Below are 24,292 nucleotides of genomic sequence, written 5' to 3' on the forward strand. Positions count from 1 at the left end.
GCAGTCACGGGTGTAGCGGTTTGAACCGACGCGTCCAGCCTGTTTGCGGCATTCACGACAGTTGTTCGACCGCCCAGCGCGCCGCGTCGGCCACCGTGGGGTCGGCATCCTCGATCAACGCCTGCGCGACCGGAATCAACTCCGACGACCCGGAATTGCCGATGGCATACAGAACGTTTCGCACGAACCGGTCGCGCCCGATCCGCTTGATCGGAGAACCCGAGAATCTGGCCCGGAACGCCGCATCGTCCAACCCGGCCAGTTCCGCCAACGGCGGCGCCATCAGGTCTTGGCGCGCGGCATATCGGATGTCACTGGCCGCCACCGCGAACTTGTTCCACGGACAGGCGGCCAGGCAATCATCACAGCCATAGATCCGGTTGCCCAGCTTGCCGCGCAACTCCTGATCCACCGGCCCCTTGTGCTCGATGGTCAGATAGGAAATGCAGCGCCGCGCATCCAGTTGATAGGGCGCCGGAAAGGCATCCGTCGGACAGGCATCCAGACAGGCCCGACACGACCCGCAATGATCCACTTCCGGCGGGTCCGTCGGCAGGTCCAGAGTGGTGAAAACAGACCCTAAAAAGGCCCAATTGCCCCACTCCCGGCTGACCAGATTGGTGTGTTTGCCCTGCCAGCCCAACCCGGCCGCATGGCCCAGTGCTTTCTCGGGCACCGGCGCGGTGTCGACGAACACCTTCACCTCGCCCCCGGCTTCGGCAATCAGCCACCGGGCCAGCCGCTTCAGCCGCTTTTTGACCAGATCATGGTAGTCTTTGTTCTGCGCATAGACCGAGATCGCCCCGCGATCGGGTCGGCCCAGAACCTCGGTCGGATCATGATCCGGCGTGTAACTCTCGGCCAGCATGATGACCGAGCGCGCCTCAGGCCACAGCTCCGCCGGATCCCCCCGCCAATGGGCGCGCTCGGCCATCCAGCCCATCTGCCCGTGATAACCGGCCGCCAGAAAGGCGGCCAACCGCGCAGGCACTTCCGGCACGTCCCAGGGTCGGCAGATCCGGCACGACACGAACCCCTCGGCCCGGGCCTGCGACACCAACCTGTCCTTCAATGCCGTCGCGCTGTTCATCTGGCCCAAAATATCCTCGGGGGTGAATTGGCCCAATGGGCCAAGAGGGGGCAGACCGCCCCCTGCCCCAACCTATCAGAAATCCAGGTCGGCGTAATGGGCGGGCGGGCGGAAGCCCGGCACCTGATCCGCCAGAATCGACCGGAAGGCCGGGCGAGACTTGATCTTGGCGTACCAGTCCTTGACCACATGGCTGCGATTCCAGTCCACGTCCGAAATATAGTCCAACGCCGACAGATGCGCGGCAGCCGCAAAATCGGCCAATGTCATCTGATCCCCCGCCAGCCAGCGCCGCTGATCCAGCAGCCAGGCCATGTAATCCAAGTGGAACTTGATTGCCCGCGCGCCTTCCTTGACGTTCTTGCTGTCGGGATAGCCCTGACCGGTCACTTTTTTGTTCACCCGCTCGTACAGCAGCTTGGATGTCACCTCATGGTGGAATTTGTCATCAAACCAACTGACCAGACGGCGCACCTCGAACCGTGCTTCCGGAGTTTTCGGCATCAATGCGGGTTCCGGCCGTGTCTCTTCGATGTATTCGCAGATCGCCGCGCTTTCTGACATCACCCGGCCATCCAGCCGCAGAACCGGGACCTTGGCCGCAGGGTTTCTGCGCAAGAAGTCCGGGGATTTTTCCCAGTACTTTTCCTCGACCAATTCGACTTCGATCTTCTTTTCCGCCAGGGACAGGCGGACTTTTCGACAAAAGGGGGACAGGGGAACGTGAAACAAACGCGCCATGTGGATCCATTCGAACCAATTGAGTACCGCTCAGCAATAGCCGCTGACGGGCAGAAGTTTCAATCCTCGAAGCAATCTGCGCGACCATCTGCGCGGATGGTGGCCGCTCCATCGCGGATCGCGGCGGCTCGTCTGCGGGTGTAAACCGACGGGTCCGTGACCGAACGGTTTCGCGGTGACGGAAGGATTGCCGCCAGCCGCGCCGCCTGCACCGGGCTGAGTTGGGCGGAACTGACTCCAAAATTCTTGCGGGCGGCCGCCTCGATTCCGAACAGGCCCTCACCGGTCTCTGCCACGTTCAGATACACCTCGAGTATGCGCTTCTTGCTCCAGAAGATTTCGACGACAGGGGTCATGGAGGTCTCAAGCGCCTTGCGCACCCAACTGCGCCCCTGCCACAGAAAGACATTCTTGACCACCTGCTGAGAAATGGTCGACGCCCCGCGGTTGCCACCATCTTCAAGCGCATCGCGGATCGCGTTTACGTCAAAGCCCCAATGCAGGCAGAAATTCGCATCCTCGGCCGCAACGACCGACCGGGCCATGACCGAAGACATATCCTCGATCGCGACCCATTCCCGGTCCACCTTGCCCAGGCGGCGCCACTCGGACCAGATCGTATGGGTGATCGGCGGGTTGACCACGGTGTAAAGCAAAACAAGCGCCACGAACGCCGCGGCCAGGGCCCCAATGACACGCAGTACCCACCGCCGAATCCGAACGATGAGCGTTTCCGTTTTCCGAGACCGGGTTGCCTTTTTGGACTTACCGCGGGATTTGCGCGCTGCTTTCTTCGCCATGTTCCTGCTATACGCCGCAGCACTGGTATTTGGAACGGAATTATGACGCGATCAGCCGCCCTTCGCGCGGGCGCACCACCGGACGGGCGGTTTTCGGACCACCATCTTCCACCGCTGCCAACTGCGGGAACAGTCGCAACAGCTCGGCCTGGGTTTCCCGGTCAGACCGCGTAACGGCGTGCCCGGGATAGTAGCTTTCGCTTTTGGCGCCGTTGGCGATGACGATCTCGTGTTGGTCGAACAACAGGTGGAAATACTCGATCTCTCCACCTTCGACCCGCGTCACCGTCGTGCCGTTGACCAGGGAATGTGCGGCAACAAAAACCTCGGGGTGGCCGTAGAAATAAGCCGCGCGCCAATCGTCGATCAGCATCCGGTGCTGGGGCGAGAACAGAGTGTCACGGTCCAGTCCCAAAACCCCTTCGGCAAAGCGGATCGGTGCGGCGTTGCCCTCGGCCGCGACGGTGGTTCTGCCGACCCAGATCAGGGCCCGCGCACCATTGTCGACCGTCGTGACAAGGTCACCGGCCTGCAGATCCTCGACGCGGCGCAATCCATCGGGTGTCTTTATCATTGTTCCGGCAGTAAAACACGGCGGCCCAAGCTCACCCGGAACCACCAAGGGACCTTCGGTATTGACGAAAGTCGTCGAGACTAGCGTCCCCTCTTGCAGCACCTGACCGTCCGTCGGGGTGAACACGCGGCTGCCATCAGCCAGATAGAAGGTGATTCCCGTGTAGGTGACGTTTCCCACACCGGACACGTTGATCGTCACCGTGTCGCCCGGCCAGGATCGGGTGACATCAATGCCGTTGACCGAGTCATTGTCGGAACTGTCGATGTCGCCATCGTCGTTCTGGTCGACCAGATTGTACTTCTCAACCGTCAGAAGGGTCCCCGTTGCCGGCGGGCTGGCCGGATCCATGGCAAAGAACTGGTCAAGATAGGTCGTGGGCATGCGACGACTCCCTGGCGAAATTGGCGGCAAGCGGAAGCATTGGCGAAATTTCCAAACTTTCCGTGTACAGGCCTAGCGACACGCAATGTTTTTTCAAGAAATCCGGAAACGGGAGGGCACAAAACGAAAACCCCGCGTGTCTTTTCAAACACGCGGGGCGGGCTTCACAGGCGGTCTTACTCGGCCGGAACCGCCGCTGCCTCGTGGCTCAGCGGGTAGCTTAGTTTGTTCAGCATTTCTTTCGGACAGACCTGCAGGAAGTTCGCCAGCTCGACATCCCAGTGCTGCAGGATGTCGGCAGCCTTGCGGCTGCCGGTTTCTGCGGCGTGACGCTCGATCAGCGACTTCAGCTGGGTCTCCCAATGCTCGACCGTTACGGGGCAGGTCACCAGGGTTTCCATGTTCATCAGCAGCTGCGCCTTGCCTTCGGGGTCGTACAGATAGGCCATGCCGCCCGTCATCCCCGCGCCAAAGTTCGCGCCGATGTCACCCAGAATCACCGCAACGCCGCCGGTCATGTACTCACACCCGTTCGAGCCGCAGCCCTCGACCACCACGGTGGCACCCGAGTTCCGCACGGCAAAGCGTTCCCCAGCACGGCCAGCCGCGAACAGGTACCCGTCGGTCGCGCCGTAAAGGACCGTGTTGCCGATGATCGTATTCCGGTCGGCCTGCAACGGGCTGACCTGCGGCGGGCGCACGACGATGGTGCCGCCCGACAGGCCCTTGCCGACATAGTCGTTGGCGTCACCCGACACTTCCAGTTTGAGCCCCGGCGCGGCGAAGGCGCCCAACGACTGGCCGGCCGAGCCTTGCAGTTTCACATGCAGGTGGTCCGGCTGGAACGTGTTGCGCATGCCAAAGTTCTGCACGATGTGGCTGGACACGCGGGTGCCCACCGTCCGGTGCGTGTTCTGCACGGCATAAGACAGCTGCATCTTCTCGCCATCCTTCAGGAACCGCGCAGCGTCGCGCACGATTTCAGAGTCCAGCGTATCAGGCACCGCGTTGCGGGGCTTGTCACGGTCATAGACGATGTTTTGCGCGCCATCGACGGTGATCAGCAGCGGATTCAGGTCCAGATCGTCCAGATGCGCCGACCCGCGGCTGACCTGCGCCAGCAGATCGGCCCGGCCGATGATTTCGTCGACCGACCGTGCGCCGAGGCTGGCCAGGATCTCGCGCACTTCCTGTGCGTAGAAGGTGATCAGGTTCACCACCTTGTCGGCATTGCCGGTGAACTTGGCGCGCAGGGATTCATCCTGCGTACATACGCCCACCGGGCAGGTGTTTGACTGGCACTGGCGCACCATGATGCAACCCATCGCGATCAGGGCGGCGGTGCCGATGCCGTACTCCTCGGCCCCCATCATCGCCGCCATGACGATGTCGCGCCCGGTGCGCAAGCCGCCATCGGTCCGCAGGGTTACCCGGTCGCGCAGGTTGTTCATCGCCAGAACCTGATGCGCCTCGGTCAGGCCCATTTCCCACGGCAGGCCGGCATATTTGATGCTGGTCGCGGGGGATGCCCCGGTGCCGCCATTGTGGCCCGAGATCAGGATGATGTCGGCCTTGGCCTTGGCCACCCCGGCGGCGATCGTGCCCACGCCCGAGGACGCCACCAGTTTCACCGTCACCTTGGCGCGCGGGTTGATCTGCTTGAGGTCATAGATCAGCTGCGCCAGATCCTCGATCGAGTAGATGTCGTGGTGCGGAGGCGGCGAGATCAGCGTCACGCCCTTGGTCGAGTGACGCAGGCGCGCGATCAGATCGGTGACCTTCATGCCGGGCAGCTGGCCGCCCTCGCCGGGCTTGGCACCCTGGGCCACCTTGATTTCCAGCTCTTCGCACTGGTTGAGGTATTCGGCGGTCACGCCGAACCGGCCCGAGGCCACCTGCTTGATCTTGGCCGAGGGGTTGTCGCCATTCGGCTCAGGCACGAAGTGAGCGGGATCTTCCCCACCTTCACCCGAGTCGGATTTCGCACCGATCCGGTTCATCGCCACGTTCAGCGTCTTGTGCGCCTCGGGGCTGAGCGCACCCAGCGACATGCCCGGGGTGACAAAGCGCTTGCGGATCGAAGTGATCGACTCGACCTCCTCGATCGGGATCGGCTTGCCCAGCGGTTTGAAATCCATCAGATCGCGCAGATGGATCGGCGGGTTGGCCTGCATCTTGGCCGAGTACTGCTTCCACAGCTCGTACGAGGCGCGGTTGCAGGCCATCTGCATCATGTGCATCGAGGTCGCTTCCCACGCATGGGTCTCACCCGATTTGCGGGCCTTGTAGAAGCCACCGATAGGCAGAACATCCAGGCCACTCTCCCAGCCTTTGGCGTGGATTCCTTCAGCCTTGGACTGAATGCCGGTGACGCCGATGCCGGAAATCCGGCTGGTCATGCCGGGGAAATATTCGGCCACCATGGCGCGGCTCAGGCCCACGGCTTCGAAATTCAGGCCGCCGCGATAGGACGAGATCACCGAGATGCCCATCTTGGCCATGATCTTCAGCAGGCCCTGGTCGATCGCCTCGCGGTAACGCGCGACGTTTTCAGTCAGGCTGCCTTCCAGCAACCCGCGTTCGATCCGGTCGGCCAACGAATCCTCGGCCAGATAGGCGTTCACCACGGTCGCGCCACAGCCGATCAGCACCGCGAAATAATGCGGGTCGATGCATTCCGCCGAGCGCACGTTGAGCGAGCAGAAGGTCCGCAGGCCCTGACGGATCAAGTGCGAATGCACCGCGCTGGTGGCCAGGATCATCGGCATCGCCACTTTGCCGGGGCCGGAATACTGGTCGGTCAGCACCAGGTGACCCGCGCCCGAACGCACGGCCTCCTCCGCCTCGGCGCGGATGCGCGCCAGCGCGGCGCTCAGCGCGCCGTTGCCGGGTTCGAAGGTGCAGTCGATCTCGGCCAGCGGCGCATCGAAATTCGCCACCAGTTCTTCCCACTGGGCGTTGCCGACAAAGGGGCTTTCCAGCACCACGATCTCGGTCTGGCTGCTGTCTTCATCCAGCACGTTCTTGAGGTTGCCGAACCGCGTCTTCAGCGACATCACGCGGTATTCGCGCAGGCTGTCGATCGGCGGGTTGGTCACCTGGCTGAAGTTCTGGCGGAAGAAATGGCTGAGCGGCCGGTACTGTTTGGACAGAACCGCCGAGGGCGTGTCGTCGCCCATCGAGGCGATCGCCTCTTTGCCATCCTCGGCCATCGGTGCGAGGATCTGCTCCAGTTCCTCGACCGTGTAGCCCGCCGCGATCTGGCGCTTGCGCAGTTCCTCACCGGTGAACAGCGGCTTTTCGGCGACCTCCGCCAGCTTTTCGTCCAGATCGTTGATCTTGCTGACCCATTCGCCGAACGGCAGGGCCGCGGCCAGCTTGTCCTTGATCTGCTTGTCGCGGTACAGCTTGCCCTTCTTCATGTCGACGGCCAGCATCTGGCCCGGACCCAGCGCACCTTTTTCCTTAACGCTGGCCTCGTTGATCGGGACCATACCCGCCTCGGACCCGGCGATCACCAGACCGTCGCCGGTGACGACATAGCGCATCGGGCGCAGGCCGTTGCGATCCAGCCCGGCGCAGACCCAGCGGCCATCGGTCATGGCCAGCGCGGCGGGGCCGTCCCACGGCTCCATCACCGAGTTGCAGTAGGAATACATGTCGCGCCAGGACTGCGGCAGTTCCACCGCCTGTTTCGACCAGCTTTCCGGCACCAGCATCGTCTTGGCCATCGGGGCCGAGCGGCCCGCGCGCACCAGAACCTCGAACACCGAATCCAGCGCCGCCGAATCCGACGATCCGCCCGCAATGATCGGCTTGATGTCTTCGGCATAGTCGCCAAAGGTCGCCGAGGCCATGCGGATCTCGTGGCTTTTCATCCAGTTGATGTTGCCCTTCAGCGTGTTGATCTCGCCGTTGTGGGCCAGCATGCGGAACGGCTGCGCCAGCCACCATTGCGGGAAGGTGTTGGTGGAATAGCGCTGGTGATAGATCGCAAAGGCCGACTCGAAACGCTCGTCCATCAGATCGGGGTAGAACACGGCGACCTGCTCGGCCAGCATCATGCCCTTGTAGATGATCGACCGGCAGCTGAGCGAGGCCAGGTACAGACCCGAAATCCCCGCGGCGGCGGCGGCTTTCTCGATCCGGCGGCGGATGACGTACAGCTCGCGCTCGAACGTGTCCTCGTCAACGCCCTTGGAATTCGAGATCAGGATCTGCTCGATCTCGGGCCGGGTCGCGTTGGCCTTTTCACCCAAGCAGGTGACATCCACCGGCACGTGTCGCCAGCCATAGATGTAGTAACCCATCCGCAGAACTTCGGTTTCCACGATGGTCCGGCAGCGCTCTTGCGCGCCGAAATCGGTGCGCGGCAGGAACACCTGCCCCACGGCGATCAGCTCGTCCATCTTGGGCTCGTGCCCGGTGCGGCGGATCTGGTCATAGAAAAAGGGGGCCGGGATCTGCACATGGATGCCCGCGCCGTCGCCGGTCTTGCCGTCGGCATCCACCGCGCCGCGGTGCCAGATCGCCTTGAGCGCATTGATCCCGGCCTCGACCACCTTGCGGCTTTTCTTGCCGTCAACCGAAACCACCAGGCCGACCCCGCACGAGGAATGCTCTTCCTGCTCGGAATACAGGCCATTTTCGGCCATCCACTTGCGCTTGGCTTCCTCGGCCCGGACCCAATCGGCATCATATTTCGTCATTGGTTGTCTCCTTCTTCCGACGGGGCGTACATGGCCATGACCTCGGCTTCGGTCATCTGGCGGCGTTCACCTGCGAACGCGTAACCCTCGGGCTTTTTGTCGATGTAGAGTTCAAGTTTCAGCGTGTTGCCAGCCGCGTTGTCGAACAGGCCGGCCGCGATCTGTGTCTGGCCGTGCATCTCGCCCGGCAGGGTGATCCGGTACCACAGGACCGATCCGCATTCTTCGCAGAAGGCGCGTTCGGCCCAGTCCGAAGAGGTGAAGGTCTTGACCGGCCCCAGCGCCGCATAGCCCGGCTGCGCCGGAAAGGTGACCAGCGCGCTGCTGGTCCAGCGGCGGCACATGTCGCAATGGCAGGCGCCCAGCGCGTCGCGGGCGGGGGTCGCGGTCACGGTGACCGCACCGCACATGCATTGGCCTTGCAATTCGGGCATCCTGTCCCTCCTGTCGCTGGGCTGTAGGTTATTCTGCGGCAAGCGCAGCCTTGCCGTTGAACCGGTCGATGATGGCTTGCGCGCAGTCGCGGCCGTCGCGGATCGCCCAGACCACCAGCGAGGCGCCGCGCACGATGTCACCGATGGCATAGACGCCGTCCATCTCGGTCTCGCCGGTTTCGAACGCGGCCTTGATGGTGCCCCAGCGGGTCACCGGCAGGTCGGGCTGGCCGAACAGGGTGGGCAGGTCCTCGGGCTCGAAGCCCAGCGCCTTGATGACCAGATCGGCTTCTTCGACGTAATCCGCGCCTTCGATCACTTCGGGGGCCTGGCGGCCGGTGGCGTCGGGTTGGCCCAGGCGCATCTTCTGCACCATCACGCCGGTGACCCGCTCGTCGCCAACAAACCCCTTGGGCGCGCTGAGCCATTCGAAGATCACGCCCTCTTCTTCGGCGTTCTGGGTTTCGCGCTGCGAGCCAGGCATGTTCGCCCGGTCGCGGCGATACAGGCATTTGACCGAGGTAGCGCCATGGCGGATCGAGGTTCGGACGCAATCCATCGCAGTATCACCGCCACCGATCACGACCACCTTCTTGTCCTTGGCGTTCAGGCGGCCATCGTCGAACTCGGGAACCGCGTCACCAAAGCTTTTGCGGTTCGAGGCAGTCAGGAAATCGATCGCCTTTTCGATACCGGGCAGGCCACTGCCGGGCATGGACAGATCCCGCGACTTGTAGACGCCCGTCGCAATGATCACGGCGTCATGTTTGGCGCGGATATCGGCGAACTTGGCAGCGTCGACGTCACAGTTCAGTTCAAAAGTGACGCCGCCCTCGGCTAGCAGGTCGTTGCGGCGTTGAACCACGTCCTTTTCCAGCTTGAAGCCCGGAATGCCGTACATCAGCAGGCCGCCCGCGCGGTCATAGCGGTCATAGACCGTGACCTGGATCCCGGCCCGGCGCAGCATGTCCGCCGCCGCCAGACCACCGGGTCCGCCCCCGATGATGCCGACGCTTTCGGGGCGTTCGGCGGTTGGAGCGACAGGTTTGACCCAGCCTTCCTCCCACGCGGTGTCGGTGATGTATTTCTCGACCGCACCGATGGTGACAGTGCCATGGCCCGACTGCTCGATCACGCAGTTGCCTTCGCACAGTCGGTCCTGCGGGCATATACGTCCGCAGATCTCGGGGAAGGTATTGGTGGCCTGGCTGGTCTGATAGGCTTCTTCAAGCCGTCCGGTGGCGGTCAGGCGCAGCCAGTCCGGGATGTTGTTGTGCAGCGGGCAGTGCGACTGACAATACGGCACACCGCATTGGCTGCAACGGCTGGCCTGCTCGGCGGCTTTTTCGGCGGCGTATTCGGCATAGATTTCATGAAAGTCCGCTCTGCGATCGGTTGCGGCGCGCTTTTCAGGCATGTCACGATCGATCTGCACAAATTTCAGCATCGGTTGCTTGGCCACGGTCAGACTCCATGAATTGGCTTGGTCGGATTTCTTTATGCGAAGCCAATTCGGATGAAAAGTCAATTGTGCTGACCTAAATTGGAAAAAATCGGAAAGATCGATCTCTTTGGGCGACTTTCTGTTCATTTTTAGGACCACTTCGGACCTAAATCCTGACTTTCCTTTTGCTGATCGCGCTTATACGCCTTGAATGCAAAGAACACGGGCGCAAACACGGGCGGGCAGATGAGTCTTTTTCAGCTGATTCTGGTGGCGATCATCCAGGGGATCACAGAGTTTCTGCCGATTTCGTCATCAGGCCACCTGATCCTGCTGCCAAGCCTCACCGGAATGGAAGACCAGGGCCTGGCCATCGACGTCGCGGTGCATGTGGGCACATTGGGCGCGGTGGTTCTGTATTTCTGGAGCGACGTGAAACTGGCCCTTGCGGGCCTGCCACGTGCTTTGCGCGGGCGCATCGACACCCCACAGTCCCGACTGGCCCTGGCCTTGATCGTAGCCACCATCCCGACCGTTATCGTTGGTGCCATCCTGCACCTGACCGGCCTCAGCAGTGCGATGCGGTCCGTGGCGGTGATCGGGTGGACGATGTTGGGCTTCGGACTGCTGCTGTATTGGATGGACCAAAAAGGCCCCCAGACCAAAGAGGCCGGCGACTGGGGGCTGCGTGACGCGGTTATTTTGGGTCTGTGGCAGGCCCTGGCGCTGATTCCCGGCACCTCGCGGTCGGGGATCTGCATCACCGGCGCGCGGTACTTGGGGTATACCCGCGAGGACGGCGCGCGCATCGCGATGCTGATGTCGATCCCTACAATCATCGCCTCGGGCGCGCTGCTGTCGCTGGACGTGATCGGGCAGGCCAACGCTCAGCTGGCCAAGGACAGCGCCATTGCAGCCGTGTTCGCCTTTGTTTCGGCCCTGTTGGCGCTGAACCTGATGATGCGTCTGCTGCGTAGCGTCAGCTTCACGCCATATGTGATCTATCGCGTGATCCTGGGTACGATCCTGCTGATTGTCGCCTACAGCTGATCAGATGCGCAGGTTCCGGGCCGAGTTCTGGATGTCGTCGTACTGACCCGACGGGCGGAATTTCCACAGGTATTCCGGCAGAACCGATTCCAGCGAAGCAGGCTCGATCCCCAGATCGGCAAAACCCTTCGCTCCTTCGGACACCACATTGTCACGGCGCAGGTTCTTCAACTGGTCGCGGGTCAGAATGTTGTTCGGAAACAGCTGGAAGCTGATGAATTTCAGCATGTCCAGAACCCCGGCCATGATCCGCCCAACCCAGAACGGCAGACCGATGATGATGCGGCGGCGGTGGATCACCTCGAGCATCTGCTGCATCAGCTCGCGGAAGGTCTTGGCCTCGGGCCCACCCAATTCGTAGACGCCCGGTGCGGCCTGACCCAACACGCCCTTGACTGCGGCCTGCGCCACATCATCCACAAACACCGGCTGGAACCGGGTGTCGGCACCAAAGATCGGAAGGAAGGGCGAGATGCGGGTCATGCCGGCGAAACGGTTGAAGAACTGATCTTCGGTCCCGAAGATCACCGAGGGCCTCAGGATCACGGCACCGGGCATATGGGTCAGCACAGCAGCCTCACCTGCGGCCTTGGTGCAGGCGTATTCGCTGTCGGAATTCGCGTCAGCACCGATGGCCGAAATGTGGACCATACGGGAAATGCCTTGCTCGGCCGCCAGACGGGCGATGCGGCCCGCGCCTTCGGCTTGCACGGCGCCAAATCCATTCTTGCCCAGTTCGTTCAGAACGCCCACGCAGTTGACGACCGCATCGGCGCCATGCATCGCACTGGCCACCGAGGCATCGTCGCGGATATTGCACAGAATGGGCTCGACCTGGCCCACGACGCCATAGGTCTTGACGAAGATTGCCTCGTTCGGACGGCGGACCGCCACCCGTACACGCCACCCTTCGTTCGCCATGCGTCGCGCGATATAGCGGCCGACGAATCCCGATCCACCGTAAATCGTGACCAGTTTGGACATGGTTGGGCTCCTGCTGTGTAGGTCTTGTTCCGATCTACCGCTCCAAAGCCCGGCAAACAAGGCGCAATAACGCCGCGCATAAGGCAAAAAACACTGCCGGAACCGACGGGATCGCGCCGCGAGAAGGTGACCGAAAAAAAACTTTCGATAATCCGTTCGAATCCTGTTGACGCCCTCGGCGAGTAGGCTTAAACGCCCCTCCACGACACCTGCCCAGGTGGCGGAATTGGTAGACGCGCTAGCTTCAGGTGCTAGTGTCCGTATGGACGTGGAGGTTCGAGTCCTCTCCTGGGCACCATATCCCCGAAAAGATTTGACGACCGCGTAAACCACCCTCGAACGGGTGGTTGGCTCTCATTCCGTCTTCTGCAATTCCTCCATCTCGCGGCGACGGATCTTTGCCTGAGACCGCACCCGCTTGATGAATTGCTGGGGAAGGTCCGGTCCGCGCAGCGCCGCGTAGGCCTCGCTGGTCGGGTCGCCGATCAGGTCGGCGTATTTGACCCATGTGCAGAAGGCGAAGACATCGCGCAGGCTCACATGCTCACGGGTATTGCTGTCCCGGGCCTGTGCCGGAAGCTTGATCGACCTAAAATAGGCCTTTTCGATAGCGGGCCATTGCGGATCGGGAACGAACTCGGGCGCGTCATCGGTTTCCGGAAATTTGAATGCTTGATACTTCTGCCCGTATTCCGAACATCCGTGCGAGATCTTGCTGCTGATTCCTTCAATGCCATGCTTGGCCTGAAGATCGCGGAACGCCTGCAGGCAGGCGCGCACGTCATCAACGGTGTCGCAATAGATATAGGCTTTGTACGGAAATTTGATCCCGTCGCGCAGCTCGATCATGCATTTGCGGGCGTTGTCATTGGGTAGATCCAGCTTAAGCAACAGGGCATAGGTCTGGAACATCGCACGCAGGTCATGCGGCAAAATCTGTACCTTGTAGCAGTCATTGCAAAGAGCCGGGATAGCGCCGGTCTCTTTGAAGAAGTCCAGAAAAACGCCGCAATACGCGTTCTGCCCGCGTACCTTGAGGACGCGCCCGGAAAAGACCTGCCCGATCGGCACCGCTTGCGAAACTCCGCGGCTTCGCAATGCAGCCAACCATGCGCGGTACTGTTTGACCATGTGCTCGGGCTCAAATAGATCCGCCTGCCAATCGGCGCCCAGCGAGGTAACGATGTCCGCTTGTGCCGCAGAAAAACGCCCGGCCGAACCCGGAGCCTTGGGCGCATGTTCCAGCCGTGTGACCAGCTGACGAATCGACTTGAGGTCAGCGGGCTTCATCACCAGCCAATTCTCAAGTTCGGCAATTTTCGAGGTGGGGGGCACCACTGTCTCCTGCTGCATCAGCGCCAAACGCTATGCAGGTGCATACCCCCCTCACGCAATTCGTCAACCGGAACGGCGCCGGGCGCCTGCCTCAGGCAGCGGTTTGCGCGGATACGACCTCGCCGAACCGGGTGAAGAACTTGCCCGAGAGCTTCTTGGCCGTTCCGGCAATCAGACGACTGCCCAACTGGGCAATCTTGCCCCCGACATCAACTTTGGCGGTATAGGTCAGAACGGTCTCATCACCATCCTCGGTCAGCGTCACGTCCGCACCACCCTTGGCAAAGCCCGCGGCTCCGCCCTTGCCCTCGCCCACCAGCGAAAACCCGTCGGGGGCGTTGGTCTGGTCCAGCGTCACCTCGCCAGCGAACCGCGCCTTCACCGGACCGATTTTCAGAACCACCTTGGCCTCAAGCTCGTTGGGGGCGGTCTGGGTCAGCTCTTCGCAGCCGGGGATGCATTCACGCAGAACCTTGGGATCGTTCAGCGCGCGATAAACCGCGTCCCGGGGGGCCGCGATGCGAATTTCGTCAGTCAGTTCCATTGGGTATTCCTCTGCTCAGCAACATCTGGGAAAGACGCGCAGCGCCTGTTCCGCGGCATCCTCGGGGGTTTGAGCGGGTCGGGGCGGCCATAGCCGCGCCACCCAGCTACGCAAGTTTTTCATCATGAGTTGTCTCCTCGGCGGTGTCCGCATTTCGCCAGCGCACGATCTCGGCCAGGATCGACAAGGCGATTTCATGCGGATCAATGGCCCCGATATCCAGCCCGGCAGGCGACTTCAGGCGCGCAACCTTCTCGGTGTCCATGCCCTGCGATACCAACCTGTCCGTCAGAACCTTCGCCTTGCGCTGGCTGGCCACCATCGACACCCGCCTTGCCGGCATACCCAGCGCCGAGGCCAACGCGGCCCTGTCGTTCTGGCCTTGCGAGGCGACGACCACAAAATCGCGGGGCTCAACCCCCAACGCATCCACGTCGTCTGGGTCGAAACATGATTGCGCAACCTCGTCGCTGATCTCAAACGAAACGAACACGCGCAACCCGGCCAAGGCCGCATGAGCCGCCAACGCATGGGCAATCGGGGTATCGCCAAAGATCACCAGGCGCGGCGCGTGTTGATAGGGTTCGACAAGCAGGTCGACCGTACCGCCGGATGGGCAGCCACTCTTGAAGGTCTGAACGCCATCCGGATCGGTCATTGCCACCACCTTGTCCGAGGGTTTCACGCGGATCATCCGCGACGCACCGCTGGCCAGCGCTTCCTGTGCCGAGGCGCGCACCGCACGCTGGACACAGGCTCCGCCCAGATGGCCGAGGATGCGCCCGTCCCGGGTGATCGCCGCCTTGGCGCCCGCCTTGGCCGAGGTCGCATCTGCCGTCCGCACCACCGTTGCGACGCAGAACGCCTCACCGCTGCTGCGCAACTGGTCAATCGTGTCGAAAATGTCGAAACCAGGCATGATCGGTTCCTCTCACAACTTTTGAAACTCGGGCTCCAACGCGGCCAGCGCGTCGAGCGTGTTTGCCGGAAGGTGCGCATCAAGATGGGGCAAGGCGGCCTGCATGGCGGCGGCAACGGGCTGATAATTCTCCCAACCTTTCAGGGGGTTCAGCCAGACGATCCGGCGCGCCTTGCGCCGGATCCTCGCCAAAGCCGCGCCCAGCGCCTGCGGGTCAGAACTGCAATAGCCATCCGAAAGGATCAGCACGATGGTGCGCCCATTCAGCGCCCGCGCACCATATCCATCCAGAAACCTTTCGAGACTGCCGGAGATGTCCGTGCCGCCGCCAAAACCTTCGGCCATCAGCGACAACCGCCCAGCGGCGCGCAAGCTGTCGTGGTCCCGCAATGCATCGGTGACCCGCATCAACCGCGTGTGAAACAGATAGGCATCCGCATCCGTTCCGCTGGCCACAAGGCCCTTGAGAAAGGCCAGAAATACACGCGAATAGACGGTCATGGACCCGCTGACATCGCACAGCGCGACGATCCGCATCGGGCGTGGCGGTCGGGCACGGCGAAACAGCTCCAAAGGCTCGCCTCCGCGCGCAAGGCTCGCCCGCTGGATGCGACGCATGTCCAGCGCCGGACCCCGCCGCGCCTGTTTGCGCCTGCGCGAACGTCGATCCCGGATCGCCCGCGCCAGGGCAAGCGCCGCGGCTTCGGCCCGGCGCAGGGATTGCTCATCCATCAACTCGCGCAGATCGCGGCGTGACAGGTTGTCGGTCCGGGTTGCGATCAGCTTCCCGTCCGTTCCTTCGGCCTGTCCATCCCCGGAATCCGGGGTGCTGGCATCCTGCGCATCGGGGGAATCGTCAGCGGAATCTCCGCGATCTTCGGTCTGCCAGATCATCGGCTTGGCCGACTGGACCTTGACATGGGTGTTCTGTGCGACACCGTTCCGCTGCTTGCCCGCGTTGAACCAATAGGCATCGAACAAATCGTCAAAGCGCCGCCAATCCTCGGCATCCCCGGACATCAGGGCACACAAGGCATCCCGCGCCTGTCCGACATCGGTGGCCTCGACCGAGGCCAGTGCGGCCAGCGCATCTCCGGTCTCACGCGGTCCGACCCGCAAACCGTTCCCGCGCAGATGCGCCACGAATCCCGCCATACGGTCGGCCAATCCGTGCGCTCGCGATGGAAACCGTGTTACCTGCATCACGCGACCTTTCCGATCAGGCGATCCATCACCTCGGGTGGAACGGCATCATAGTCCGCAGCGGTCTTCAGCAGACAGACCAGAGTGGCCTGTACGGCCTCGGGTGATTGGGACAGATCGTTGACGCCAAGACCCGAGAGGGCCGCGGCCCAGTCGAGCATTTCGGCAATGCCGGGTGTCTTTTCCAGATCTTCCTTGCGCAGGTTCTGAACCACTCCGATGATCTGGCGCGCCAACAGCCCTTCGACTTCGGGCATCCGTGCCCGCAGGATGGCCATTTCGGTCTCGCCGGACGGATAGTTCAAAAAGCTGTACAGACACCGCCGCCGCAGCGCATCCGAGAGATCGCGCGTACCGTTCGCGGTCAGAATGACGATGGGTCGCGTTTTGGCGGAAATCGTCCCCAGTTCCGGGATCGTGATCTGAAAGTCCGACAGGATTTCAAGCAGGTAGGCCTCAAATTCTTCATCGGCCCGGTCAATCTCATCGATCAGCAGAACGGGCGGATCATCGGCGCTGATCGCCTCCAGCAACGGCCGCTTCAGCAGATAGTCGTCGGAAAACAGCTGGGCCTCGCTGGTTCCGCCGCGCGCCTCGGAGGCACGGATGGCCAGCAGCTGCCGCTGGTAGTTCCACTCATAGATCGCGTGACTGGCGTCCAATCCTTCGTAACACTGCAAGCGGATCAAACGGGTGTCGCGCCACGCCGCCAACGCCTTGGCCACTTCGGTCTTACCGACACCGGCCGGACCCTCCAGCAGCAGCGGTCGTACCAGAGTCTGGGCCAAATGCAAAGCCATCGCCAACCGGTCGTCGGCAACATAGCCCTGCTGGGCCAAACCGTTCTGAACGTCACTCAGTGTCACACCAGGGTCCAATCTTCGTTTGACCAAAATATCCCGAGGGGGTTGGAGGGGGTCAGCGCCCCCTCCGTTCGGTCGGACCGGGCCTCGCCGGTCCGAAACCGACTACCCGTGCATCCCCAAACCGTTGGCGATCTTCCAGATCCGCCAATGGTCATGCGGCATGTGGCTCTGAACCAGGCCAAACGGTCGGAACGCATCATGCACCGCATTCGAGAACGCCGGCACACCACCCACATTCGGGCTTTCGCCGACACCCTTCGCGCCGATCGGATGATGCGGCGAGGGGGTCACCGTGTGATCGGTCGTGTAGTTGGGCGTTTCCCACGCGGTTGGCAGGAAGAAGTCCATCAGCGTGCCGGTCTTGACGTTGCCCATCTCATCATAGGCAATCTCTTGACCCATCGCGATGGCCAGCGCCTCGGTCACACCGCCGTGAACCTGACCTTCGATGATCATGGGGTTGATCCGGGTTCCGCAATCGTCCAGCGCATAGAACTGCCGGACTTCCCATTCGCCGGTATCGACATCGATCTCCATGACACAGATATAGGCGCCGAACGGATAGGTCATGTTGGGCGGGTCATAGTAGCTGACGGCCTCCAGACCCGGCTCCAACCCCGGGATGGCCTGGTTGTAGGCGGCAAAGGCGATCTCTTTCATCGTCTTGAACCGCTCGGGCGCGCCTTTGACCGCGAACCGGTCCACGTCCCATTCGACATCGTCGTCGTGAACCTCAAGCAGGTAGGCCGCGATCATCTGCGCCTTGGCGCGGATCTTGCGTGCAGCCATGGCCGTTGCAGCCCCCGCAACCGGCGTGGACCGAGAACCATACGTGCCCAAACCATAGGGCGCGGTGTCGGTGTCTCCTTCCTCCAGCGTGATGTCGTCGGCTGGAAGACCGATCTCGCTGGCGATGATCTGGGCAAAGGTCGTGGCGTGACCCTGGCCCTGTGAGATCGTCCCCAGCCGCGCGATGGCTGACCCGGTCGGGTGGATGCGGATTTCGCAGCTGTCGAACATCCCCAAGCCCAGAATATCGCAGTTCTTCACAGGCCCTGCCCCGACGATTTCGGTAAAATGCGTCAGACCAATCCCCAGAAGCTTGCGCGTCTTGCCGGCCTTGAAGTCCTCGACCCGCTGTGCCTGTTCGGCACGCAGATCCTCGTATCCAACCGCAGCCAGCGCCTTGTCCCAGGCGGTGTGGTAATCGCCCGAGTCATATTCCCATCCCAGCGCGGACTGATAGGGGAACTGGTCGGCCTTGATGAAATTGATCCGGCGCAGCTCGGCCGCGTCCATGTTCAACTTGATGGCCAGAACCTCGATCATCCGCTCGATGAAATAGGCGGCCTCGGTCACGCGGAAGGAACAGCGATAGGCCACACCCCCCGGAGCCTTATTGGTGTAGACGCCGTCCACGGCCAGATAGGCGGTCGGGATGTCGTAGGACCCGGTGCAGATGTTCATGAACCCGGCCGGGAACTTGGTCGGGTCGGCGCAGGCGTCGAACCCACCGTGGTCCGCGGTTGTATGACACCACAGGCCCGTGATCTTGCCGTCTTTGGTGGCGGCGATCTTGCCCTGCATCCAGTAGTCGCGGGCAAAGGCGGTGGACATCAGGTTTTCCATCCGGTTCTCGACCCATTTCACCGGCTGACCGGTGACGATCGAGGCCACGACCGAACAGACATAACCCGCATAAGCGCCCACCTTGTTGCCGAAACCGCCGCCGATATCGGGGCTGATCACCCGGATATTGTGCTCGGCCAGGCCCGAAATCAGGGACACGACGGTGCGGATCGCATGCGGCGCCTGGAAGGTGCCGTACAGCGTCAGCTTGCCGGTCACCTTGTCCATGCTGGCCACGCAGCCGCAGGTCTCAAGCGGGCAGGGGTGTGTCCGGTGGTAATAGACCATCTCCTCGGCCACCACATCGGCTTCGGCCAGAACGGCTTCGGTCGCGTCCTTGTCGCCCTGTTCCCAGGTGAAGATGTGGTTGTGATGCTTGCGCGGCCCGTGGGCGCCTTCGGTCTGACCTTCCAGATCTTCACGCAGCACCACGTCAGATTTCAGCGCCTCGAACGGGTCAGTCAGAACCGGCAGTTCCTCGTATTCGACTTCGACCAGTTCGACGGCATCTGCGGCGACATAGCGGTCTTCAGCAACCACATAGGCCACCTCCTGGCCCTGAAACAGGACCTTGCCGTCGGCCAGCACCATCTGCTTGTCGCCGGCAAGCGTGGGCATCCAGTGCAGACCCAGCGGCGCCAAGTCCTCGGCCGTCAGAACGGCCACGACACCGGGCACGGCCAGAGCGGCCTCTTTGTTGACGCTGACAACGCGGGCATGGGCATAGGGTGAACGGACAAAGGCGCCGAACAGCATTCCGTCCAGCTTGATGTCATCGACGTAGTTGCCCTTGCCTTGGGTAAAGCGCACGTCCTCGACGCGTTTGCGCGAGCTTCCCATCCCCTTGAGGTTGGCGGCGCGTTCTTCGGGGGTCATGGTCTGGTCGTTCATTCCGCGGCCTCCTTCTGCGCGTTCAGCATGTCAGCCGAGGCCGAGATCGCCTTGACGATGTTCTGGTACCCGGTGCAGCGGCAGAGATTGCCGGCCATGCCAAAGCGGATTTCTTCTTCGGTCGGGTTGGGATTTTCCTGCAGCAGGCGATGCGCGCGGGTGATCATACCCGGCGTGCAGAAACCGCACTGCAGCCCGTGATGCTCGCGGAACATTTCCTGCAACACACCAAGGCTGCCGTCGTCATTGGTCAGCCCTTCGACGGTCGTGATATCGGCCCCGTTCACCTGCGCCACGAAGGTCGTGCAGGATTTGACGGATTTGCCATCAATATCCACGGTGCAGGCTCCGCAGTGGCTGGTTTCGCAACCGATATGCGGGCCGGTGATTTTCAGATCCTCCCGCAGGAAGTGGATCAGCAACGTGCGCGGCTCGGCCAGGCCCTCGACCTGCTTGCCGTTCACGGTGAGTTTGACATGCATCTTCGACATCTGTGTTCCTCCCCTCAGCCCGCGCGGCTCTGCGCACGGTCGATGGCGCGGCGCAGCATCACGGCGGCCACGTGTTTCTTGAATTCGACGGGGCCGCGGTTGTCGGCCACCGGGTCGATCGCCTCGAGCATCGCGGCCACGCAGCCGTCGACATCGCCCGAAGCCAGTGCCGCGCTGGCCGCGTCAGACCAGACGGGCGTGTCGGACAGGTTGGTCATCGCCACCGATGCCTGACCGTTGCCAACCATCACTGCGGCAGCCGCGGTTGCGTAGTCGCCGATCTTGCGTTTCTGCTTTTCATAGGCCTGCCCGACACCGGGGCCGGGAACAGGGATGGAAATCCGTGTCAGGATCTCCTCGTCCTCGCGGGCGGTAAAATAGGCCGCCTCGTAGAAATCGCGGGCCGGGACGTTGCGGGTGCCGTCTGGGCCGGACAGTTCGAACGACGCGTTCAGGCACTGCATCAGACCCGGCATGTCATTGCCCGGATCCCCGTTGGCCACGTTCCCGCCGACCGTACCCATGTATCGCACCTGCGGATCCGCGATCTGCAGCGCCGCTTCGCGGATCAGCGGGATCGCGTCGGCCAGATCGTCGTGAGTGATCAACTCGTGCTGCGTGACCATCGCGCCCAGGGTCACGGTATTTGACCCGACCTCGATGCCTTTGAGTTCCTCGATGGCCTGCAGGTCGACCAGATGGCCCATCTCGGCCATGCGCAGCTTCATCATCGGGATCAGACTGTGCCCGCCTGCGATCACGCGCGCTTCGTCCCCGTGTTCCTGCAGAATGCCGATGGCCGAGGCGACGTCGCCTGGCCGGTGATACTCGAAACCGGCTGGTATCATGTTTTCCTCCCTTGGCCCGTTCACGTCGGGGCCTTGGGAATAAGGAAAGTCCTGAGGGCGTGCGCAGGCTATCGCGCAGGAACGGGGGGCGCGGGTTGTTTCACGAAATGCGAATGGGCTGCACGAGTTGCGATCAGAGGCCCAGCGCCTCGCGGATGTCCGTCAGGCGGGATCGGCTGACCGGCACCTTGCTGAGCGCATCGACCTGGTCGAAATAACAGGTGCCGTTGTCCTTGTGCCGCTCAAACCGGGAAACGTGTCTGGGGTTCACGAGGTAACTTCGGTGGGCCCGCAAAAAGCCGTCGGGTTTCAGACGGGTTTCGGCCTCGGTGATCGACCATGGGCAGAACAGTTTCTCGGCGCCCATGTACAAAACGGTGTAGTGCCCCTCGGCCCGAATGGCGGCGATGCGCGCTGGTTCGGTGAAAAAGGTCTGGCCCTCGCGCTCGAACGGGACGCCGGCGCGCAGAGCCGGTTCTGGCTGCGGCGCTTCGGCCGCCGGCTCGGGCCCGATAAAGGTGATCCCGGTCAGCAGAAATGCCCCGCAAATCAGGAATACCGCAACGGTCACCCCCATCGCAAGAACCTGATTGTTCAAAGCCGGGCCCGCGCCACCTGCGTTGTCACTGGCGGTAAAATCGGTCAGGCCCGTGGCGACGAAGTGCATGGTGAACACGGCCAGGCCGAAACAGACGGTGCCCAGCAGGATATTGCGCTGGGTGCGATTGTCGTAGGCAACCCAGATCGCCAGCACTGACAGCAACACCGAAGCCACGGTCGCGATCGCAACGTCCGATGCGGTGTAGACGGGGCGGCACAGCTCCATCCCGGCCATGCCGATATAGTGCATCACCACGATACCAAGACCCACGATCACACCCGCGCCGACAATCGTGCCCGGGCTACGCGCGCGAAAATGCAACAGCAGCAGCGCCAGCCCGACCATCAGAATGGCAACCAGGGCCGAGATCAGAGTGATCAACGCGTCATAGTAAAACAGGATCGGCAGTTGCAGGCCCAGCATGGCCACGAAATGCATCGACCAAATGCCGCCGCCCAGAATGACCGCAGCCAGTGCGACGACGAACTTCCGCCTCTGGTCATCCAGCTTTGAAGCACCATGCGTCAGATACAGGCCGGTGAAACCGGCCATGAGTGCGACGGCCAACGAGGCCGCTACGAGCCAAGCGTTATGCGAGTAATCCAGCATTTCGGTTTGCACGCCCTCCCCGACGCGAGAGTGACGTTAGCAAAGCGAAGTGTCTGGGACAATCGGCAGGCGGACCCTGCAGGTCACGGGCCGGCAAACGATCCGCCGCCCGACCATTTCGGCGGGCGGCGGACAGGCAGATCAATCGCTGATCGCGCCTTCTTCGTCACGACGCTGGTGCATCTTGGCCTTGACCCGGGCGCCCACGATCAGGGGCAGGACAAAGCCGATGATCGCGATCGCCCACAACCCGATGGACAGCGGGCTGTCGATCAGGGTCCACCAGTTGCCATTGTCGATGGTCACGGCGCGACGCAGGTTGTTCTCCATCGCGTTGCCCAGCAGGGTACCCAAAATGATCGGCACCAGTGGCACGTCCAGCTTGCGCAGGACCCAGCCCATCACGCCGAACCCGATCATCACCAGCAGGTCAAAGCTGGACCCGGAAATGCCGTAGATGCCGACAAAACTGACCATGGCCACGATCGGCATCAGGATGCGCGACGGGATCATCAGCACGCGGGTGAACAGGCCCACCATGGGGATGTTCATGGCCAGCAGCATGAAGTTGGCGATGAACAGCGCCGCGATCAGGCCCCAAACCACATCCGGATTCTGGGTGAACAGCAGCGGGCCGGGCGTGATGTTCAGCGCCAGCAGCACCGCCAGCAGTACCGCCGTGGTACCCGACCCCGGAACGCCCAGCGCCAGCATCGGTACCAATGCGCCTCCGGCGGCGGCGTTGTTGCCAGCCTCGGGCGCGGCCACGCCGCGCGGATCACCGGTGCCAAAGGTATTTTTCTTGTCCACCAGCCGCTTTTCCATCGAGTACGAAATGAACGACCCCAGTGATGCCCCGGCCCCGGGAAGAACCCCGGCGATGAAGCCCAGGAACGAGGTGCGCAGCATCGTCGGCGTGCAGCTCTTGATCATCGACATCGGAGGGTAGAGCTTGCCGATTTTCAGCTTGCTGCCCTCGGCGTCAGACCCGCCATGCCGGTGTTCGAGGAAAATGAACACCTCGGACAGGGCGAACAGGCCGACGATGGCCACCAGGAAATCGATCCCGTCGTACAGATGCACTTCGCCATAGGTAAAGCGCGGCACGCCCGTTTGGGTATCGACGCCGATGGTCGCCAGCCCAAGCCCCAGCGCGGCGGCAAAAGCCGATTTGGCCTGGTTGGTCGACGACACACCGCCCAGCGTCATGAACGCCAGCGCAAAAAGGGCAAAATATTCGGCTGGGCCGAACAGCAATGCCACTTTGACCAGCTGAGGCGCCAGCAGGATCAGGCCCCAGGTCGCCAGGAACGCGCCGACAAACGAGGCGATACCCGACAGCGAAAGAGCCTCACCCGCCAGGCCTTTTTTGGCCATGGGATGCCCATCCAGACAGGTCATCATCGCAGGCTCGTCACCGGGGATATTCAGCAGGATCGACGAGATCCGCCCCCCGTACATCGCCCCGTAATAGACACTGGTCAGCAGGATCAGCGACGGCGTCGCGCCCAGCCCCAGCGTGAAGGCCAGTGGGATTAGGATGGCCACGCCGTTCGACGGGCCCAGGCCCGGCAGCGCGCCCATGACCGTACCCAGAAAGCAGCCCAACAGGGCCAGCATCAGGTTCTGCCAAGTCAGCGCGATGGCGAACCCATCGGCCAAGGATGCAAAAGTTTCCATGATCGCCCCCTAGAAACCCAGCGGCCCTTTGGCCAGCGACAGGCCCAGAACCAGGTGGAAAATGACGTAGATCCCAACCGAGGTGCCCACGCCGACCAGAACGCTTTCGATCGGACCTGACCCCAATCGCCAGGCCAGGTAGGCCGCGGCAAAGGCCGTTGCGATGACGAAGCCCAGCTCGGGCAGCAATTCGGCATACAGGATCATGACCACCACCGCGGCGGCGATCTCGACCAGACGGCCAAGGGCCGGCCACTCCGGCTCGGCGTCCGGGCGCAGGGCGATCACCGCGCTGGACACGCCCAGAATGGCGGCGATGATCAAAGGAAAGGCCTTGGGCCCAACGGCATCGGACAGAAAGCTTTCTTCGATCGCCAGCGCGGATATCGCGAAACCAATGGCAAGAAGAAGTCCGACAACCCCGAAGATGCGGTCACTCATCGGTGTCTCCTGTTGTTCGGGAAAA

20 protein-coding genes and 1 tRNA gene are annotated in these 24,292 nt (G+C 62.4%); 2 read left to right on the plus strand and 19 right to left on the minus strand.

Annotated features, from left to right (window positions below):
* Positions 1-52 precede the first annotated feature (52 nt).
* The 7 genes from queG to ACR0LD_RS10735 form a co-directional block, all read right to left on the minus strand.
* Complete coding sequence (queG, locus tag ACR0LD_RS10705; RefSeq protein ID WP_170361004.1) at positions 53-1,090, minus strand: tRNA epoxyqueuosine(34) reductase QueG; 1,038 nt, start codon at positions 1,088-1,090, stop codon at positions 53-55.
* Positions 1,091-1,165: 75 nt separating this feature from the next.
* Positions 1,166-1,831: an FtsZ-binding protein FzlA gene (gene fzlA, locus ACR0LD_RS10710; protein ID WP_170364267.1), complete on the minus strand. Its 666-nt coding sequence runs from the start codon at positions 1,829-1,831 to the stop codon at positions 1,166-1,168.
* A 59-nt stretch (positions 1,832-1,890) separates the two neighbouring features.
* Positions 1,891-2,631: a monofunctional biosynthetic peptidoglycan transglycosylase gene (gene mtgA / locus ACR0LD_RS10715; RefSeq protein WP_480636889.1), complete on the minus strand. Its 741-nt coding sequence runs from the start codon at positions 2,629-2,631 to the stop codon at positions 1,891-1,893.
* A gap of 40 nt (positions 2,632-2,671) precedes the next feature.
* Positions 2,672-3,589 carry a Hint domain-containing protein gene (locus ACR0LD_RS10720; protein WP_480636891.1) on the minus strand — a complete coding sequence of 306 codons (918 nt, stop codon included), beginning with the start codon at positions 3,587-3,589 and terminating at the stop codon, positions 2,672-2,674.
* A 176-nt stretch (positions 3,590-3,765) separates the two neighbouring features.
* Positions 3,766-8,298: a glutamate synthase large subunit gene (gene gltB, locus ACR0LD_RS10725; protein WP_480636893.1), complete on the minus strand. Its 4,533-nt coding sequence runs from the start codon at positions 8,296-8,298 to the stop codon at positions 3,766-3,768.
* Positions 8,295-8,732 carry a GFA family protein gene (locus ACR0LD_RS10730; protein WP_480636895.1) on the minus strand — a complete coding sequence of 146 codons (438 nt, stop codon included), beginning with the start codon at positions 8,730-8,732 and terminating at the stop codon, positions 8,295-8,297. The genes gltB and ACR0LD_RS10730 overlap by 4 nt, the downstream gene beginning before the upstream one ends.
* 28 nt (positions 8,733-8,760) lie before the next feature.
* A complete protein-coding gene (locus ACR0LD_RS10735) occupies positions 8,761-10,194 on the minus strand; it encodes an NAD(P)-dependent oxidoreductase (protein WP_480636897.1) in 1,434 nt (477 codons plus the stop codon).
* 228 nt (positions 10,195-10,422) lie between these two features.
* Between ACR0LD_RS10735 and ACR0LD_RS10740 the strand changes: the two genes are divergently transcribed.
* Complete coding sequence (locus tag ACR0LD_RS10740) at positions 10,423-11,226, plus strand: undecaprenyl-diphosphate phosphatase (RefSeq protein ID WP_170419686.1); 804 nt, start codon at positions 10,423-10,425, stop codon at positions 11,224-11,226.
* Here the strand turns inward: ACR0LD_RS10740 and ACR0LD_RS10745 are convergent, their stop codons facing one another.
* A complete protein-coding gene (locus ACR0LD_RS10745; RefSeq protein ID WP_480636899.1) occupies positions 11,227-12,210 on the minus strand; it encodes a complex I NDUFA9 subunit family protein in 984 nt (327 codons plus the stop codon).
* Positions 12,211-12,421: 211 nt separating this feature from the next.
* On the opposite strand from ACR0LD_RS10745, the gene ACR0LD_RS10750 reads away from it, so the two are divergent.
* Positions 12,422-12,508 (plus strand) — tRNA-Leu (locus ACR0LD_RS10750).
* A 56-nt stretch (positions 12,509-12,564) separates the two neighbouring features.
* Here ACR0LD_RS10750 and ACR0LD_RS10755 read toward each other — a convergent pair.
* The 11 genes from ACR0LD_RS10755 to ACR0LD_RS10805 form a co-directional block, all read right to left on the minus strand.
* A complete protein-coding gene (locus ACR0LD_RS10755) occupies positions 12,565-13,545 on the minus strand; it encodes a hypothetical protein (RefSeq protein WP_170443790.1) in 981 nt (326 codons plus the stop codon).
* Positions 13,546-13,636: 91 nt separating this feature from the next.
* Complete coding sequence (locus ACR0LD_RS10760; RefSeq protein WP_480636901.1) at positions 13,637-14,089, minus strand: SRPBCC family protein; 453 nt, start codon at positions 14,087-14,089, stop codon at positions 13,637-13,639.
* A 106-nt stretch (positions 14,090-14,195) separates the two neighbouring features.
* The gene (locus ACR0LD_RS10765; protein ID WP_480636903.1) at positions 14,196-15,008 is read right to left on the minus strand and encodes an XdhC family protein; all 813 of its coding nucleotides are present in this window, start codon (positions 15,006-15,008) and stop codon (positions 14,196-14,198) included.
* A gap of 12 nt (positions 15,009-15,020) precedes the next feature.
* On the minus strand, positions 15,021-16,211 hold the full coding sequence (locus ACR0LD_RS10770) for a vWA domain-containing protein (protein ID WP_170365945.1): 1,191 nt from the start codon (positions 16,209-16,211) through the stop codon (positions 15,021-15,023).
* Positions 16,211-17,011: an AAA family ATPase gene (locus ACR0LD_RS10775; RefSeq protein WP_480637402.1), complete on the minus strand. Its 801-nt coding sequence runs from the start codon at positions 17,009-17,011 to the stop codon at positions 16,211-16,213. The genes ACR0LD_RS10770 and ACR0LD_RS10775 overlap by 1 nt, the downstream gene beginning before the upstream one ends.
* Before the next feature lie 168 nt (positions 17,012-17,179).
* On the minus strand, positions 17,180-19,597 hold the full coding sequence (locus ACR0LD_RS10780; RefSeq protein ID WP_170438855.1) for an aerobic carbon-monoxide dehydrogenase large subunit: 2,418 nt from the start codon (positions 19,595-19,597) through the stop codon (positions 17,180-17,182).
* Positions 19,594-20,088 (minus strand): (2Fe-2S)-binding protein, encoded by a 495-nt coding sequence (locus tag ACR0LD_RS10785; protein WP_093963851.1) that lies wholly within the window; start codon positions 20,086-20,088, stop codon positions 19,594-19,596. Before ACR0LD_RS10785 ends, ACR0LD_RS10780 begins: the two co-directional genes overlap by 4 nt.
* 14 nt (positions 20,089-20,102) lie before the next feature.
* Complete coding sequence (locus ACR0LD_RS10790) at positions 20,103-20,936, minus strand: FAD binding domain-containing protein (protein ID WP_480636905.1); 834 nt, start codon at positions 20,934-20,936, stop codon at positions 20,103-20,105.
* 133 nt (positions 20,937-21,069) lie between these two features.
* Positions 21,070-22,146, minus strand: a complete 1,077-nt coding sequence (locus ACR0LD_RS10795) for an MHYT domain-containing protein (RefSeq protein WP_170529757.1) — start codon at positions 22,144-22,146, stop codon at positions 21,070-21,072.
* 141 nt (positions 22,147-22,287) lie between these two features.
* Positions 22,288-23,826, minus strand: a complete 1,539-nt coding sequence (locus ACR0LD_RS10800; RefSeq protein WP_170361033.1) for a tripartite tricarboxylate transporter permease — start codon at positions 23,824-23,826, stop codon at positions 22,288-22,290.
* Between the two features lie 9 nt (positions 23,827-23,835).
* The gene (locus tag ACR0LD_RS10805) at positions 23,836-24,267 is read right to left on the minus strand and encodes a tripartite tricarboxylate transporter TctB family protein (protein ID WP_170340610.1); all 432 of its coding nucleotides are present in this window, start codon (positions 24,265-24,267) and stop codon (positions 23,836-23,838) included.
* Between the last annotated feature and the right edge of the window lie 25 nt (positions 24,268-24,292).

The organism is Ruegeria sp. BF8 (assembly GCF_056538625.1).